The following is a 13,028-nucleotide window of genomic DNA, read 5'->3' as shown; positions in this document are numbered from 1 at the left end:
ACGATCTGCACTCCGGAACCGGTAGTGCCGACTACAGCGGCGCAGCCCAACAGCTCCTGACCAAACACAAGCGTCGCTCACTGGTTATCCTGATCACCAACTTGCGCGATGAAGACAGTGTGGAGCTACTCGCCGCAGTGCGGCTTCTCACCCGTAATCACCTTGTGATGGTGGCAAGTTTAAGGGAAACCGCTGTGGACCGCCTTGCCCAAAAACCTATCGAAGACTTTTCCGGAGCTATAAAAGGGGCCGCTGCACAGGATTTCTTGCACCGACGCGCTCGCCTGCTTCAACAGTTACAGGCCTGCAATGTACTGGTTGTAGATTCACGCCCGGAGCTTCTCCACCAAGCCTTGGTGGAAGCCTACTGGTGCCTTAAGCGTAGCGGCAAAATCTAATCGGTAACCCTTTGGGGAAATTTTCCGGCCTGAGACAAGTAGCGCCAGTTAAGGGATAATAGCGATGTACTAAAAACAACAATTCCCAAACGCAGGGAGCGTAACACAAACATGTCCCGGCTCACTATCGACCAACTCGACCGCGCAGAGGTAAAAACCTCCCCTTATCCTCATTTCTACCTGGAGCGATCTCTGGCCTCTGACGATGCTACTGCTCTTATCAAAGAGTTCCCATCATTACAAAAGGGCGGTAGCTTCAATATCGCAGATGTGGAGGCCTCGGATCGCCTGCGCCATTTTATCCAACAGTTCGACAGCGCCAAGATACGAAAAATACTTGGGGAAAAGTTCGATCTGGATCTTTCTGATAAACCCATGATGGCAACCCTGCGAGGATATTCCCGAGCAAAGGACGGACGGATTCATACAGATTCGAAGAGTAAATTAATTACTGTGCTTATTTACCTTAACGAGGAATGGCCATCGCCCACCGGGCGACTGCGTATTCTACGCAATGGGGATGATATGGAGGACTATACCGATGAGCTGATCCCTGGCCCGGGTTCTCTACTGGCTTTCAAGGTGACAGACAATTGCTGGCACGGCTACCCAAGCTATGAGGGCAAGCGGCAGTCAATCCAAATCAACTTCCTTACCGGCGATAGAGCAAAAAACAAGCACCAGTTTTTCCATGGAATCAGTGCAAAATTGAAATCCATATTTCGCTAATTTAGCAAAAACATTTTTATGAACTGATAAATATCAAGTCAAAGGATAAAAACGGCGATAACATTATTTATCCGGTGATGGAATTTTCCTCTCCAGCAGGAAAACCTGTTGCCACTTGGCACCGGGAAACTAAAATAGATCCCGGCAAATCACAGATCCGCTATTTATGAGCCGTAAGCGCACCCTTCAAAGCTGTCCGCGCCTGTCCCGATGGCAGACGTTGTTGCTTTTATTGGTATTTCTCAGCGTTCGCGGCTTGGTACCGGCTGGATTTATGCCAGCTGCTTTTGCAGCTGGTACGCCCTATGGCCTGTGCCATGGAGATAGTCGCAGCGCCTTGCTTTTAAATGCGCTGGCTACCCCACCTACCCTTGAGCACCATCACAATCACCAGGCTGAACACAGTAGTGGCCATAATCACGATGCGTTGACCGCGCATTCGTTTGCCGACAATCACTGTAATTTTTCTGCCGCTGCTACTGTTGCCAGTGTCCCAGTAGCAGACTTGGATTTATTTTCTGAAGGGCAAACACCTCGCACTTCAACCCCCGGCTTCAACTTAGTTTCTGCTGTCGCCTACACTTTACCCCTTATTCGCGCCCCTCCCCGACCATCCATTATTTAAATATTTTTCGACTGTTTATGTCGTAATTTCCTGAGGCTCCGTAATTCATAACCACTGCTTGTCAGTATGTGGCTTTGACCTGCGTCCGCACATATAGCCTCAGAGGAAAAGGAGCTCCAGCTGGCCCTATTTGCCAGCAGGGAGAAACCCGCGCTCACCTGAAAAATGGGTGCGCCAATGCCTGTGCTCACGATGCAGGCAAATGATGGATAGATCAGAATGCAAAAAGTGATTAAAACCAAGCCTCTCAAGAAAAAAACTGCAGAGAAATTATCCGATGGATTTCACCTGCCCACTCCGCTCGCACTTGCGATTTTTGCCAGTTGTGCCTACCCAAGCAGCCTGTTTGCCAGTGAGACAACTGAGAGCAAGGATGAGGAAATGGAGCAGATGGTTGTTACTGGGGTAAAAACTGAGCTGCCCTTAAACCTGGTGACAGATCCGAAAAAACCGCGTCAGCCATTACCTGCTAATGATGGTGCCGATTATCTGAAAACCATTCCCGGATTTACTGTAGTGCGCAAAGGCGGAACCAGTGGCGATCCATTGCTTCGCGGCATGGGTGGCTCAAGACTGGGGATGCTATTGGATGGTGAATCCATGATGGGAGGCTGCCCTGGCCGTATGGACCCCCCTACTGCTTATATATTTCCCGAGAGTCTCGATGAAATCGAAGTAGTAAAGGGACCACAAACTGTCTTACACGGTCCCGGTAACTCCGCGGGGGTAGTGCTGTTCAAGCAATTGCAGGAACGCCCCACAAAAAATGAATGGGATATGCACGCGAGTCTGCTCGCCGGCAATGCTGAGAGAAAGGATGGGCTACTCGATATCGCCTATAAAACTCCACAGTTCTCTCTACGTGGGTCAAGCTCTTCAGCCTCTGCTGACGATTATGAAGATGGCGATGGTAACAAAGTGCATTCCAATTATGAGCGATGGAGCGGCATGGTAAACCTTGCCTGGACTCCTGATGACGATACCCGCCTGGAATTTGACAGCGCTTTCAGCGATGCCGAGGCGGCCTATGCCGACCGTGGCGTGGATGGCAGTAAATTTGCGCGTGAAAATTATAAAGCCAAATACCGCCACAGTAATATCGGCGATCTGTTGAATGCCGTCGAAGTGCAGGTGTATTACAACTATATCGACCACATAATGGATAATTACAGTCTGCGTGAACCCTCGGGAATGACTGCTAACCCCATCGCGATGAATTTAGACAGCGAAACACTGGGAGGCAAAGTAAGCCTACAACTTACCCCTGTAGATAATATCGAACTGGCTACTGGGCTGGACATGTGGAAAAACCGTCACCGTGGTCGTATGAGCATGAACCAGGCGAGGCTCGATTACCGCCAACTCAACTGGGATGCGGATGCGGAATTTTCCCAGCTGGGCATTTTTTCCGAAGCCAGTTGGCAGTTTGCTCCCGATCAGCGCTGGATCGCCGGTGCCAGACTGGATGATTGGGAAGTGAAAGATCTACGAGAGACCATCTCGGTCTCTATGATGTCCAAAGTAGATAACCCGACCGCTGGAGAGAGTCGCTCCGAGCAGCTACATAGCGGTTTTATACGCTACGAATTGGCGCTGCCGAGTGCCCCCAACAGTTCTACCACTCTTTATGCCGGACTCGGATACAGTGAGCGTTTCCCGGATTACTGGGAAATATTCGCCCGAGAAGGAGAAAACTCCTACAGTGCGCTCGATATTAATTCGGAAAAAACCACCCAATTGGATATCGGATATATTTATCGTAGCGAAAAGCTATCCGCCAGTATATCTACCTTCACCAGTGACATTCGAGATTATCTACTGGTCCAAAACGATTATCAGAAAGCAGCTGTACCCATGGGGATGGGGGACATGACTTCTATGAGCAGTGATATGGACATGGGGGAAAGCACAGATATCCGTACCACTGCCGTAGTCCGTAATGTGCAAGCCCGCACCTGGGGGCTGGAGCTGGATGCCAGTTACCAGCTGAGTGAAAACTGGCGCACGGAGTTAACCCTTACATCTGTACGCGGCGCCAACGACACAGACAAAACCACCCTGGCCCAACTTCCACCATTGGAAACCCGCCTGGGCCTGCATTATGAGCAGCCCCAATGGTCTGCTGGCGTATTGTGGCGGGCCATATCCAGTCAGGATCGCGTGGATATCGGCAAAGGCAATATTATCGGCCAGGATTTTGGCACAACGGATTCTGCCGATGTTCTCTCTATTAATGCAGGATGGCGGCCCGGTAACAGTTTGCTGATCACTACCGGTATCGACAACCTACTGGACGAAACCTACGCGGAGCATGTCAGCCGTGCCGGTGCAGAAATTCCCAACTTTCCACAGATATCAAGGGTAAATGAGCCTGGTCGTACTTTTTGGCTAAAGGCAGTTTATCGAATCTGAGATTCGGGGCTCCTTGTGAGCCCCATCTCTCTACCTGATGTTTGCAAAGCCAGTCACATGATTACGACTTAATACAGGTGGAAAAGAGGAAAATAGCAGCCGGCATTAAGTTATTGATAAGGTATTGCAAAAACGAATAAATTTATTGTTTTAAAAACGATAGGAAAAGTTCAAAGTCAACGTGCGCAGGTGTCCTAAATTTACTCTGTAAACAGAACCAATATCGTTATAGTTGTACTCCAGTGAAGTATCAAAATCCTGGGTCCACATAAAACGGTAACCAACCCCTAGATTCCAGAAGGTATCACTGCCACTGGCATCGATGACATGATAATAATAACCATCGTAATACCATTCATCATACCGATCCCCAAAGTGCCATTTGTCTTCATGGTGATACCAGTAACCATATTTGCGCACATCATTTAGATCAATATCTGCATAATTCCAGCCCGCCATCCAATAGAGGCATTGCACATAGCAGTTCAGGGTGAAATCAATCTTAAAATTAAGCCCAATTTGGCTGATATCCACATGGTTATCATCGAAGCGTGAGGCACGTAGTTCTACCTGCCATACCCCCACTGCCGGAGTAATACCAACGCTGGCATATCCAAAGAAATCCCTGTCACTATTGAGTTGCAGCTCTCCAGAGCCCAGTCCCAAGGTGCCAATAACCCGGTACTCCCCAGATTCAATTCCATCGAAGGGGTTGTTCCACTCTACCGCACTGGCTAAAGGGGCAAGCAGCATGGATAGAAAACACAGAACCACTCTCATTACCACCATCCTTGTAAGGCATCCCCGATACAAGCGCATAGTAAAAATCTATGCACTTTCGACATCAATAATGGCCCAAATGCCACCGGCAAAAGCCGGGTTTTCCTTCAGACTGTCCATCTCCTGAGGCTTGGGCACCGGTTCTCCTGCTCGACGCAGCTCCTCAAGGCGCTGAAAGATAGTCTCCGCCATTTTCTGCAAAGCGCCATCAAGAGTTTCGGCATAGCAATGACAATGCGGAAGGTCTGGCGCTATGGCACCAAAGCCGGCGTATTCAATATTGTGAAGCACAACCGGATAGCGCATTGGAAATTACTCTTATGCATTAACTTTCCAAAGCGTAGACGGGTTTCTATTGCCTGGAGTTTTTTTGGTAATAGAAATCAACGATTTTTTCAGAAAAATTTCTGGCTGTTTTTCCGTACAAAAACTGAGAGGAATAAGGAAATAATTCCACTATCAAGCCTCCATGAAACCCCTTACAGGAAAAATAAAACAGGATTTCCAGAAATCTATCCAGTACTTTTTTATGACTACCAAGGGAGTTTATAAAGGGGAAACTATTGATAAATATTGCCCGGTCGAAAGTGCAAATATGTCACTAAGGGGATTTTAGCAGTTTGAAATCAACGTAATATTCAACGGGGCATACGCCCCAGTAAGGCTCGGCGGGAAAAAACCATGCCATTGTAGGTTCGTTTCAGTAAATCCTGAGTTTCAGAAAATCCATCCTCAAGTGTTTCTGAGCGACGCTGTAACCAATCAATTTCCTGCTCCAGTTGCCGTCGTAGACAGCGTATATCATTAATTTGGCTAACCGCCGATTCCACCTGGTTGGACATGATGACGGCCTTTTTGAAATTGTGCACTTACGCATAAATATTCTGGAAGCGCCCCGCTACAGAAACGCGGGGCAAAGCAAGATTAGTTCACCGAGGATTCACTCGCGAGTAGTTCCTGCCAGTCAAAAGATTTATCTCCAATGACATAAAAGAACGGGTTAAGCAGGGAGTCCTTGCTGTTGTAGCGCAAAAGCTGAAATTGCTCGTCAATCACAGTGCCACCAGCGGCCTCAACTACAGCCTGCGCCGCTGCGGTATCCCACTCACAAGTTGGAGCCAGACGCGGATAGAGGTCCGCTGCGCCCTCTGCCACTAGGCACAATTTCAGGGAGCTGCCCATATTTTTGCAAGCCACTGTTCCCAGCTTGGCCTCTATACGCTCCACTAACTGATCCACGGCGCCAGCACCATGGCTGCGACTGGCAACCAGTTCAACTGCCTCACCAGCATCCAGGCGCGGTTTCAGCGGCCGTACATGGATTTCTGATTCGCCCGACTCGGTGCGTTTGAAGGCTCCCGAATCCTTGCAACCGGCATAGGTAATTTCCAAAACCGGCACGTGCACCACCCCCAGAATTGGCTCACCATTTTCAATTAAAGCCACATTTACCGTGAATTCTCCAGTACGGCGAATAAACTCTTTGGTGCCATCCAGAGGGTCGACAATCCAGTAACGTTGCCATTGGCTGCGCTCTGCAAAAGAAGGCATTTCCTGTTCTTCAGATAGTACTGGCACACCCTCGATCAGCTCTGCCAATGCCGGGGCCAGTATTTTGTGCGCAGCGAGATCAGCTGCAGTAACCGGTGAATCATCCGCCTTGGTGTCGATCTCCAGTTCAGCATTGCTGTGGTAAACCTCTAAAATCGCCTCACCGGCGCGTTTGCAGCTTTCAATCACCTGCTCCAATAATGCCTTATTCATTAAAAAAACTTCCTATTTTCAGTGACCGCCATAATAGGGTTTCAGGCGGAAAACAAATCTTTTACTGAAAGGTAGCGCTCCCCGCTATCGTAACTGAACACCAGTACCCGGCTACCCGGAGCAAACTCGCCCTCACGCTTTTTCACTGCGGCCAGGCTGGCGCCGGAAGAAATACCAATGAAAATTCCTTCCTTCACCGCACATTGACGCGCCATTTCAAAGCTGTCTTCCTCACTCACGAGAACAGTGCCATCGAGTACTTCGGTATTGAGCACCTCCGGAATAAAACCAGCGCCAATGCCCTGCAAGCGGTGTAAACCTTTCTCGCCACCGCTGATTACCGGTGACTTTTCCGGTTCGACCGCAAAAACCTGCAATTTGGGGAAACTCTCCTTCAGGACTTCACCACAACCGGTAATATGACCACCAGTACCAACACCGGTAATCAGGTAATCCAAACCTTCGGGAAAGTCTTCCAGGATTTCTTTCGCAGTGGTACTCCTGTGCACCTGAGCATTTGCGCGGTTGCGGAATTGCTGTGGCATCCAGCTATGTTGATGCTGGGATAAAAGCTCCTCAGCTTTGGCAATAGCGCCTCCCATACCCTGCTCCTTGGGCGTCAGGACCAGCTCAGCCCCCATCGCTTTCATTACCTGGCGGCGCTCCAAAGACATGGACTCAGGCATGGTAAGGATCAGACGATACCCTTTTACTGCTGCCACCATCGCGAGACCTATACCGGTATTGCCTGAAGTGGGTTCGATAATAACGCCGCCAGGCTGCAAAATACCGCGGCGTTCTGCATCCTCAATCATCGCCAGGGCAATACGATCCTTAATACTGCTCCCCGGATTAAAGCGCTCCACTTTCATCCACACCTCAATATCGGGGCGGAACATATGGTTAATTCTTACATGTGGGGTATTGCCGATGGTTTCCAGAATATTGGCTGCCTTCATCGATGAAGCTCTCCGTTAATGACGTCCACGGCATACAAACCAACCTGCCGGGACAATAAATGTCAGTTCGCGAATATTAACCCAGATGCTGCGCATCCTGAGATTTCACAGGTAAAAATCCAAGACTGCTGAGAAAGCTGTTAGATTCCCTCCGGGGATTACATCGGATAACAATAAACAGATCTCAAAGAGTACCGCTATGACCATCAATGCCACTACCACTTCACAGTCAGAGTATCTGTCTCCGGCCACATTCATACTTTGCGCAGCCCTCTTTATGCTGCTAGAAGGCTTAGGGGTTCAGGGCCTGTGGATGGCTTCGCTGAAAGCCCTGCCTATTGCGATACTCGGTCTCATGGCACTGCGCCATCTGGGTGGGCTCACCCGCCGTCTAACCCTCGTGGCCCTGTCCTTTTCCGCCCTGGGCGATGTGCTGCTGGAAATGGATTTTCATAATCAGTTTGTCTTTGGCCTTGGGGCTTTCTTATTAGCGCAACTGGTCTATGCCGCAAACTTCCTGCGCTTTGCGAACTTCCGTAACAGGCGCAGCCTGCTGCGTATTGTGCCAGTAATCCTTGCAGCGGTATTGTTGGCACAACTGATTCTTCCAGCTACGGGAGAGCTGGCGCCGGCGGTATTGGTTTATTTGCTTGCAATCGTCGCTATGGCTCTCGCAGCCGCAGCTCACCGTGGGCACTCTGGCCTGCTGTTCACTGGGGCACTTGTTTTTCTGTTGTCCGATACACTGATCGCCCTGAATAAGTTCATCACGCCGCTACCCTTTGCCGATACGGCAATCATGCTTACCTATTACAGTGCGCAACTTGCCATCCTGTACGGAGTCCGTCGGGCGCAGGCATAATAGGCCCTGTCATTGGGAGGAGACGCAAGCCAGCTACACTTTGGCTTCCCGCCCTCACCATAAGGAGGTAGACAGGCCGCATGCTCGACTGGCGAAGTATCAATACCGTATTACTGGATATGGACGGCACCCTGCTGGATTTGCACTACGATAACCACTTTTGGCTCGACCATCTGCCAAAGCGCTATGCACAGGTACACGGTCTGGACCCAAAGCAGGCACAGCTAAAGCTTGAGAAGGAGATCGATGCACGCCGCGGCACTCTCGAGTGGTACTGCCTGGACTTCTGGGCTGAAGCGTTGCAGCTGGATATCCTGGCCATACTGCGTGAGATTGAAGGACGTATTGCCCTGCGCCCTCACACAGAGGCCTTCCTACAGGGCCTGCAACAGCTTCAAAAACCCACCTTCCTCGTCACCAATGCGCACCGCCTGGGGCTCGACCATAAGCTGGAGATTACCGGAATCGGCCGCTGGTTTGACGATATTATTTCCTCCCATGACTATGGACATGCCAAGGAAAGCGAGCACTTTTGGCACGCCCTGCGCAAAGAGGTGGGATTTGATCCCGAGCGCACTCTCTTCGTGGACGATAACCAAAGTGTGTTGGCTGCGGCACAGGATTATGGCATCGCCAACCTGCTATGCATTCGCCAGCCGGATAGCCGGGGTCCCAGGCGGGAAGTAACTGACTTCCCGGCCATCCATCACTTCGATGAAATAATGGCCCTGGAGACAGGCGCTACTCATACCGGCCAGGGATAAAGCAACACCCTGGCAACGCACTCAGTAAAATTTCGGATTAAATGGAAAAAGTACGTATCGACAAGTGGCTCTGGGCCGCACGTTTCTTCAAGACCCGCAGTATCGCCAAGCAAGCTATCGATGGGGGCAAGGTGCACGCCGATGGCCAGCGAGTCAAAGCCAGTAAGGAAGTCTCCGTTGGAGCCGTCCTGAGTATTCGCCAGGGCTGGGACCAGCTTGAGGTCGAAGTTATCGCACTATCCGGCCAGCGTCGCAGCGCCGACATCGCCCGCACCCTTTACCGCGAGACCGATGAAAGTATCGACCGACGTGAACGCGAGCGCAGCGAGCGCCAGGCAGCCAATGCGGGTATCCAGCGTGAACGCCCCAATAAGAAGCAGCGCCGCCAGATTCACCGTTTCCTGCGTGAGCAGAAGTAGGCCCAAATAATCAATGTGGTGAAAATTCCGCCATCATTTTTTATAGCTGCTACACTGGCCCAACTTAACCCGATAGAAAACAGCCATGATGAAACGACTGATCGCCATCTCCCTGCTGCTTCTGCTCGGTATGCAGACCGCTGCCGCAGACAGCCGCGAACACGAACAACTAAAACGCTCAATCATCAAGATTTACACCACTGCCGCTGCCCCGGATTACTTTAATCCCTGGGCCCTGTTAAACCCCAAGCAGCTATCCGGTTCCGGTGCAGTTATCCGCGATCAACAGATCCTCACTAACGCCCATGTCGTGGCCAATGGCAGTTTTATCCAGGTGCAGCGCCATGGGGATGCGAAGAAATTCCGCGCACGAGTGAAGTTTGTCTCCCACGACGCCGATCTTGCACTGCTGACAGTGGACGATGAAAGCTTCTTTACCGATACCCGCCCCCTAACACTGGGCAAGCTGCCAGATCTGCAGGAGGAAGTGACTGCCTATGGTTATCCCATCGGTGGTAAATCCCTATCGATTACCCGCGGTGTGCTATCCAGGGTAGAGCACCAGTATTACGCCCACGCAGAAAGTTACCTGATGGCCGGCCAGATCGATGCCGCCATCAACCCCGGCAATAGCGGCGGTCCAGTCATTTCCAATGGCCGTATTGTCGGTGTGGCCATGCAGACCAACCAAAGCGCCGAAAACCTGGGCTACTTCGTACCCCCAAGCGTGATTGCCCATGTGCTCGAAGATGCGAAAGATGGCGTTCATCAGGGCTTTCCAGAGCTGGGAGTAGTTACCCAAAGCCTCGAGAGCCCCTCCATGAAAAAAGCCGCCGGTCTCAGTGAAGATCAGGATGGCGCCATGGTAGTAAAGGTATTCAGTGATGCCCCGGTGGCGGAAGTGTTGAAACCTGGCGATGTGCTGCTGGAAGTGGATGGCTTCAAGGTGGCCGCCGATCGCACAGTAGAGTGGCGTGAGAATCAGCGCACCAACTACCACTATGCCGTAGACCGTCACCACGTGGGAGACGCACTGCCTGTGCGCTTTTCCCGAAACGGCGAGGAGCAAACCGCTCAAGTGACTCTGGCGGCTGCCCCCTTCCCGTGCACTGGTACTCAGCGAGCAATTCGACCAACAGCCGCGCTACTACATTTTTGGTGGTGTGGTATTCGTGCCCCTTAATATGAATTTGATCAAGCGCTGGGGGAACAACTGGCACTCCAAGGCCCCTATTGATTACCTTTATGCGCGCAACCAATGGAGCGAGGAAAACCGTCGCGAGCTGGTGGTAGCCCTTAAGGTACTGCCCGCTAATGTCAATTTGGGTTACCACGACTGGAAGAACTGGATTATTGACTCGGTGAATGGTCACAGCGTCGCTGACTTCGACGAATTCGCCCAATTAATGGAAACCAATAAATCCGACTTCGTGGAGCTGCGAGATCGCTCCGGCTACCGCATGGTACTGGATGCCGCAGAGGCCCAGGAACAAGAGCCGCTGATCCTACAGACCTATCATATCCCCCAGCGACACTCGCAAGGGCTGTTCAGCCAGCTGGCCAATAAAGAAAAATAAGGCCCTTACCTGGGCCAGGGAGATACAGTGAAGCCGCTAAGAGGAACCTTTCTATTTACTGTCTGGCTCGGCGGCATGCTAATAGCTGCCGCTGTGAGCTCTGCAGAACTCTACCGCTGGGTAGATGAGGATGGGCGAGTGCACTTCAGTGACCGTCCCCCCTCAGCGGGCAAGGCCGAGAATATCTCCGGTAAACTGGGGCCCATCAACTCAGCCGAAGCCACACGGAAACGGGAAAGTCTGTTCAACCCCAGCTCAGCCAGTATTGACCGGGAGTACGAACAGCGCCAACAGAAGGAACAGCAAGCCCGCCAGCAGGAAATGGAGCAGCTTTGCGCCAAGGCGCGCCAGCGCCTGGCGACCCTCAACGGACGAGTTGCCTTTATTGACAAAAATGGTAAAGAAATACACGTTACGGGGCTCGAGCGCCAGGAAATGGCCAAAAAGCTCCAGCACCAGATCGCCAGTCGTTGTGGCTGAACACTTTTCAGGCTATCGCATTCAGCCAGTATCCCCTGTACCGGCGCCATAATTACCCAGGCCAGCTACCATTTAGGGATATCCACCTCTAAAATCCCGCGGTTTAAACACCGAGGCACTCGATCTATGTCCGATCAGCTGGAACGCTTTATCTTCTCCAAACACGATATTCGCGGGCAGATGGTGACCCTAACTGAATCCTATCGCGAAGTGCTGGAGCACAACCCCCTACCGGCACCGGTAGCGCGTCTGCTGGGTGAATTCCTGGCCGCAGCCTGCCTGCTTTCAACCACTCTTAAATTCGATGGTGTACTCAGCATACAAGCCCGTGGAGAAGGGGATTTACCTTTGATCATGGCTGAATGTACCCATCACAGCGACTTGCGGGGTATCGCCCGAGTGGCCGAAGATGCACAGATTGACGATGACGCAACCCTGGGCCAAATGATCGGCAGCCGCGGCGCGCTCGCTATTACTCTGGAACCTAAACGGGGTGAACGCTACCAGGGCGTAGTGCCCATGGAAAAAGAGAACCTGGCCGGGTGCCTGGAAGACTACTTTACCCAGTCGGAACAACTGGATACCCGCTTCTGGCTGGAATGCGATAGCAGCAGTGTTGGCGGCATTATGCTGCAGGTGTTGCCAGGCAATAATGCCGCTAGTGCAGAGGAAAACCGCGATGCCTGGGAAACCGCTCTGCACCTTGCCGATACGGTAACTGATAAAGAGTTGTTTACAGTTCCCCACGAGGAACTGATTCACCGCCTGTTTCATCAGTTGGAGCCGGCCACCCTGGGTACCGACAGCATCCGCTTCAAGTGCAGCTGTTCGCGGGAGCGCAGCGCGAGGGCATTGATGTCCCTGGGTGCCGAGGACGTTTTCAAGCTATTGGATGAGCAGAACGGCGAGATTGTTTCAGATTGCCAGTTTTGCAATGCCCAATACCGCTTCGATCGCGACCAGATTGAATCCCTTCTAAACGCCCCCCCACACTCTGCACTGAGTGGGCTGCCCGGGCGGGGGCTCCATCCCCCGCCAATTACTATCTACAAAATAGGGTTATTAGCACCACCATTATTCACAAGGCAAATTCCACAACAATAACCCATACATCAAGCTGATGATTAATTGCTTAATTTATGGTGACAGCGCTGTCAAAGCGCAAAAAATGACCGTCTTTGCTATCCGCTTATTTTGAATTTTGCCATAATGCGCCCCCCAAATTTTGCCTGGCTGCCTAATACTTGGGCAGCCCTAAT

Annotated in this window: 16 protein-coding genes; 11 read left to right on the top strand and 5 right to left on the bottom strand. The window is 51.4% G+C overall.

Translation table 11 applies throughout. The features are described from left to right. Positions 1-101: 101 nt before the first annotated feature. From P3339_RS01250 to P3339_RS01235, 4 genes are all read left to right on the top strand, one after another. Positions 102-398 (top strand): hypothetical protein, encoded by a 297-nt coding sequence (locus P3339_RS01250; protein ID WP_282952183.1) that lies wholly within the window; start codon positions 102-104, stop codon positions 396-398. Positions 399-509: 111 nt separating this feature from the next. Beyond that, positions 510-1,127 (top strand): 2OG-Fe(II) oxygenase, encoded by a 618-nt coding sequence (locus P3339_RS01245; RefSeq protein WP_020414145.1) that lies wholly within the window; start codon positions 510-512, stop codon positions 1,125-1,127. Between the two features lie 166 nt (positions 1,128-1,293). Further along, positions 1,294-1,752, top strand: coding sequence for a hypothetical protein (locus tag P3339_RS01240; protein ID WP_157533568.1), 459 nt, complete (start codon positions 1,294-1,296; stop codon positions 1,750-1,752). 219 nt (positions 1,753-1,971) lie between these two features. Then, positions 1,972-4,164, top strand: a complete 2,193-nt coding sequence (locus tag P3339_RS01235; RefSeq protein WP_282952182.1) for a TonB-dependent copper receptor — start codon at positions 1,972-1,974, stop codon at positions 4,162-4,164. 150 nt (positions 4,165-4,314) lie between these two features. Here P3339_RS01235 and P3339_RS01230 read toward each other — a convergent pair whose 3' ends face one another. From P3339_RS01230 to cysK, 5 genes are all read right to left on the bottom strand, one after another. Further along, positions 4,315-4,944 (bottom strand): outer membrane beta-barrel protein, encoded by a 630-nt coding sequence (locus P3339_RS01230; RefSeq protein WP_245556707.1) that lies wholly within the window; start codon positions 4,942-4,944, stop codon positions 4,315-4,317. 48 nt (positions 4,945-4,992) lie between these two features. Next, positions 4,993-5,250, bottom strand: a complete 258-nt coding sequence (locus tag P3339_RS01225) for a type II toxin-antitoxin system HicB family antitoxin (protein ID WP_020414141.1) — start codon at positions 5,248-5,250, stop codon at positions 4,993-4,995. A 332-nt stretch (positions 5,251-5,582) separates the two neighbouring features. Beyond that, positions 5,583-5,786, bottom strand: a complete 204-nt coding sequence (locus tag P3339_RS01220; protein ID WP_282952181.1) for a hypothetical protein — start codon at positions 5,784-5,786, stop codon at positions 5,583-5,585. Between the two features lie 82 nt (positions 5,787-5,868). Further along, positions 5,869-6,708 (bottom strand): 3'(2'),5'-bisphosphate nucleotidase CysQ, encoded by an 840-nt coding sequence (gene cysQ / locus P3339_RS01215; protein WP_282952180.1) that lies wholly within the window; start codon positions 6,706-6,708, stop codon positions 5,869-5,871. A gap of 41 nt (positions 6,709-6,749) precedes the next feature. Beyond that, positions 6,750-7,667: a cysteine synthase A gene (gene cysK / locus P3339_RS01210; RefSeq protein ID WP_020414138.1), complete on the bottom strand. Its 918-nt coding sequence runs from the start codon at positions 7,665-7,667 to the stop codon at positions 6,750-6,752. Positions 7,668-7,866: 199 nt separating this feature from the next. Between cysK and P3339_RS01205 the strand changes: the two genes are divergently transcribed. The 7 genes from P3339_RS01205 to hslO all read left to right on the top strand — a co-directional run bounded on the left by P3339_RS01205 (position 7,867) and on the right by hslO (position 12,873). Further along, positions 7,867-8,529, top strand: coding sequence for a lysoplasmalogenase (locus tag P3339_RS01205; RefSeq protein WP_282952179.1), 663 nt, complete (start codon positions 7,867-7,869; stop codon positions 8,527-8,529). Positions 8,530-8,609: 80 nt separating this feature from the next. Continuing rightward, on the top strand, positions 8,610-9,293 hold the full coding sequence (yrfG, locus tag P3339_RS01200) for a GMP/IMP nucleotidase (RefSeq protein ID WP_020414136.1): 684 nt from the start codon (positions 8,610-8,612) through the stop codon (positions 9,291-9,293). Positions 9,294-9,334: 41 nt separating this feature from the next. After that, positions 9,335-9,712 carry an RNA-binding S4 domain-containing protein gene (locus P3339_RS01195; RefSeq protein WP_282952178.1) on the top strand — a complete coding sequence of 126 codons (378 nt, stop codon included), beginning with the start codon at positions 9,335-9,337 and terminating at the stop codon, positions 9,710-9,712. Positions 9,713-9,797: 85 nt separating this feature from the next. Then, positions 9,798-10,895, top strand: a complete 1,098-nt coding sequence (locus P3339_RS01190) for a S1C family serine protease (protein WP_282952177.1) — start codon at positions 9,798-9,800, stop codon at positions 10,893-10,895. Then, the gene (locus P3339_RS01185) at positions 10,885-11,289 is read left to right on the top strand and encodes a PDZ domain-containing protein (RefSeq protein ID WP_282952176.1); all 405 of its coding nucleotides are present in this window, start codon (positions 10,885-10,887) and stop codon (positions 11,287-11,289) included. Before P3339_RS01190 ends, P3339_RS01185 begins: the two co-directional genes overlap by 11 nt. Before the next feature lie 27 nt (positions 11,290-11,316). Further along, positions 11,317-11,769 carry a DUF4124 domain-containing protein gene (locus P3339_RS01180; protein WP_282952175.1) on the top strand — a complete coding sequence of 151 codons (453 nt, stop codon included), beginning with the start codon at positions 11,317-11,319 and terminating at the stop codon, positions 11,767-11,769. Between the two features lie 126 nt (positions 11,770-11,895). Continuing rightward, positions 11,896-12,873: an Hsp33 family molecular chaperone HslO gene (gene hslO, locus P3339_RS01175; protein ID WP_282952174.1), complete on the top strand. Its 978-nt coding sequence runs from the start codon at positions 11,896-11,898 to the stop codon at positions 12,871-12,873. Positions 12,874-13,028 lie beyond the last annotated feature (155 nt).

The organism is Microbulbifer sp. MLAF003, assembly GCF_030012965.1.
GTDB lineage: Bacteria > Pseudomonadota > Gammaproteobacteria > Pseudomonadales > Cellvibrionaceae > Microbulbifer > Microbulbifer variabilis.
This window is presented reverse-complemented; position numbering and strand designations above follow the sequence as displayed.

Coding starts and splice junctions, on each gene's coding strand:
- P3339_RS01195 (WP_282952178.1), top strand. CDS start 9,335: ATGGAAAAAGTACGTATCGACAAGTGGCTCTGGGCCGCACGTTTCTTC.
- P3339_RS01240 (WP_157533568.1), top strand. CDS start 1,294: ATGAGCCGTAAGCGCACCCTTCAAAGCTGTCCGCGCCTGTCCCGATGG.
- P3339_RS01220 (WP_282952181.1), bottom strand. CDS start 5,786: ATGTCCAACCAGGTGGAATCGGCGGTTAGCCAAATTAATGATATACGC.
- P3339_RS01225 (WP_020414141.1), bottom strand. CDS start 5,250: ATGCGCTATCCGGTTGTGCTTCACAATATTGAATACGCCGGCTTTGGT.
- cysK (WP_020414138.1), bottom strand. CDS start 7,667: ATGAAGGCAGCCAATATTCTGGAAACCATCGGCAATACCCCACATGTA.
- yrfG (WP_020414136.1), top strand. CDS start 8,610: ATGCTCGACTGGCGAAGTATCAATACCGTATTACTGGATATGGACGGC.
- P3339_RS01205 (WP_282952179.1), top strand. CDS start 7,867: ATGACCATCAATGCCACTACCACTTCACAGTCAGAGTATCTGTCTCCG.
- hslO (WP_282952174.1), top strand. CDS start 11,896: ATGTCCGATCAGCTGGAACGCTTTATCTTCTCCAAACACGATATTCGC.
- cysQ (WP_282952180.1), bottom strand. CDS start 6,708: ATGAATAAGGCATTATTGGAGCAGGTGATTGAAAGCTGCAAACGCGCC.
- P3339_RS01190 (WP_282952177.1), top strand. CDS start 9,798: ATGATGAAACGACTGATCGCCATCTCCCTGCTGCTTCTGCTCGGTATG.
- P3339_RS01230 (WP_245556707.1), bottom strand. CDS start 4,944: ATGAGAGTGGTTCTGTGTTTTCTATCCATGCTGCTTGCCCCTTTAGCC.
- P3339_RS01235 (WP_282952182.1), top strand. CDS start 1,972: ATGCAAAAAGTGATTAAAACCAAGCCTCTCAAGAAAAAAACTGCAGAG.
- P3339_RS01245 (WP_020414145.1), top strand. CDS start 510: ATGTCCCGGCTCACTATCGACCAACTCGACCGCGCAGAGGTAAAAACC.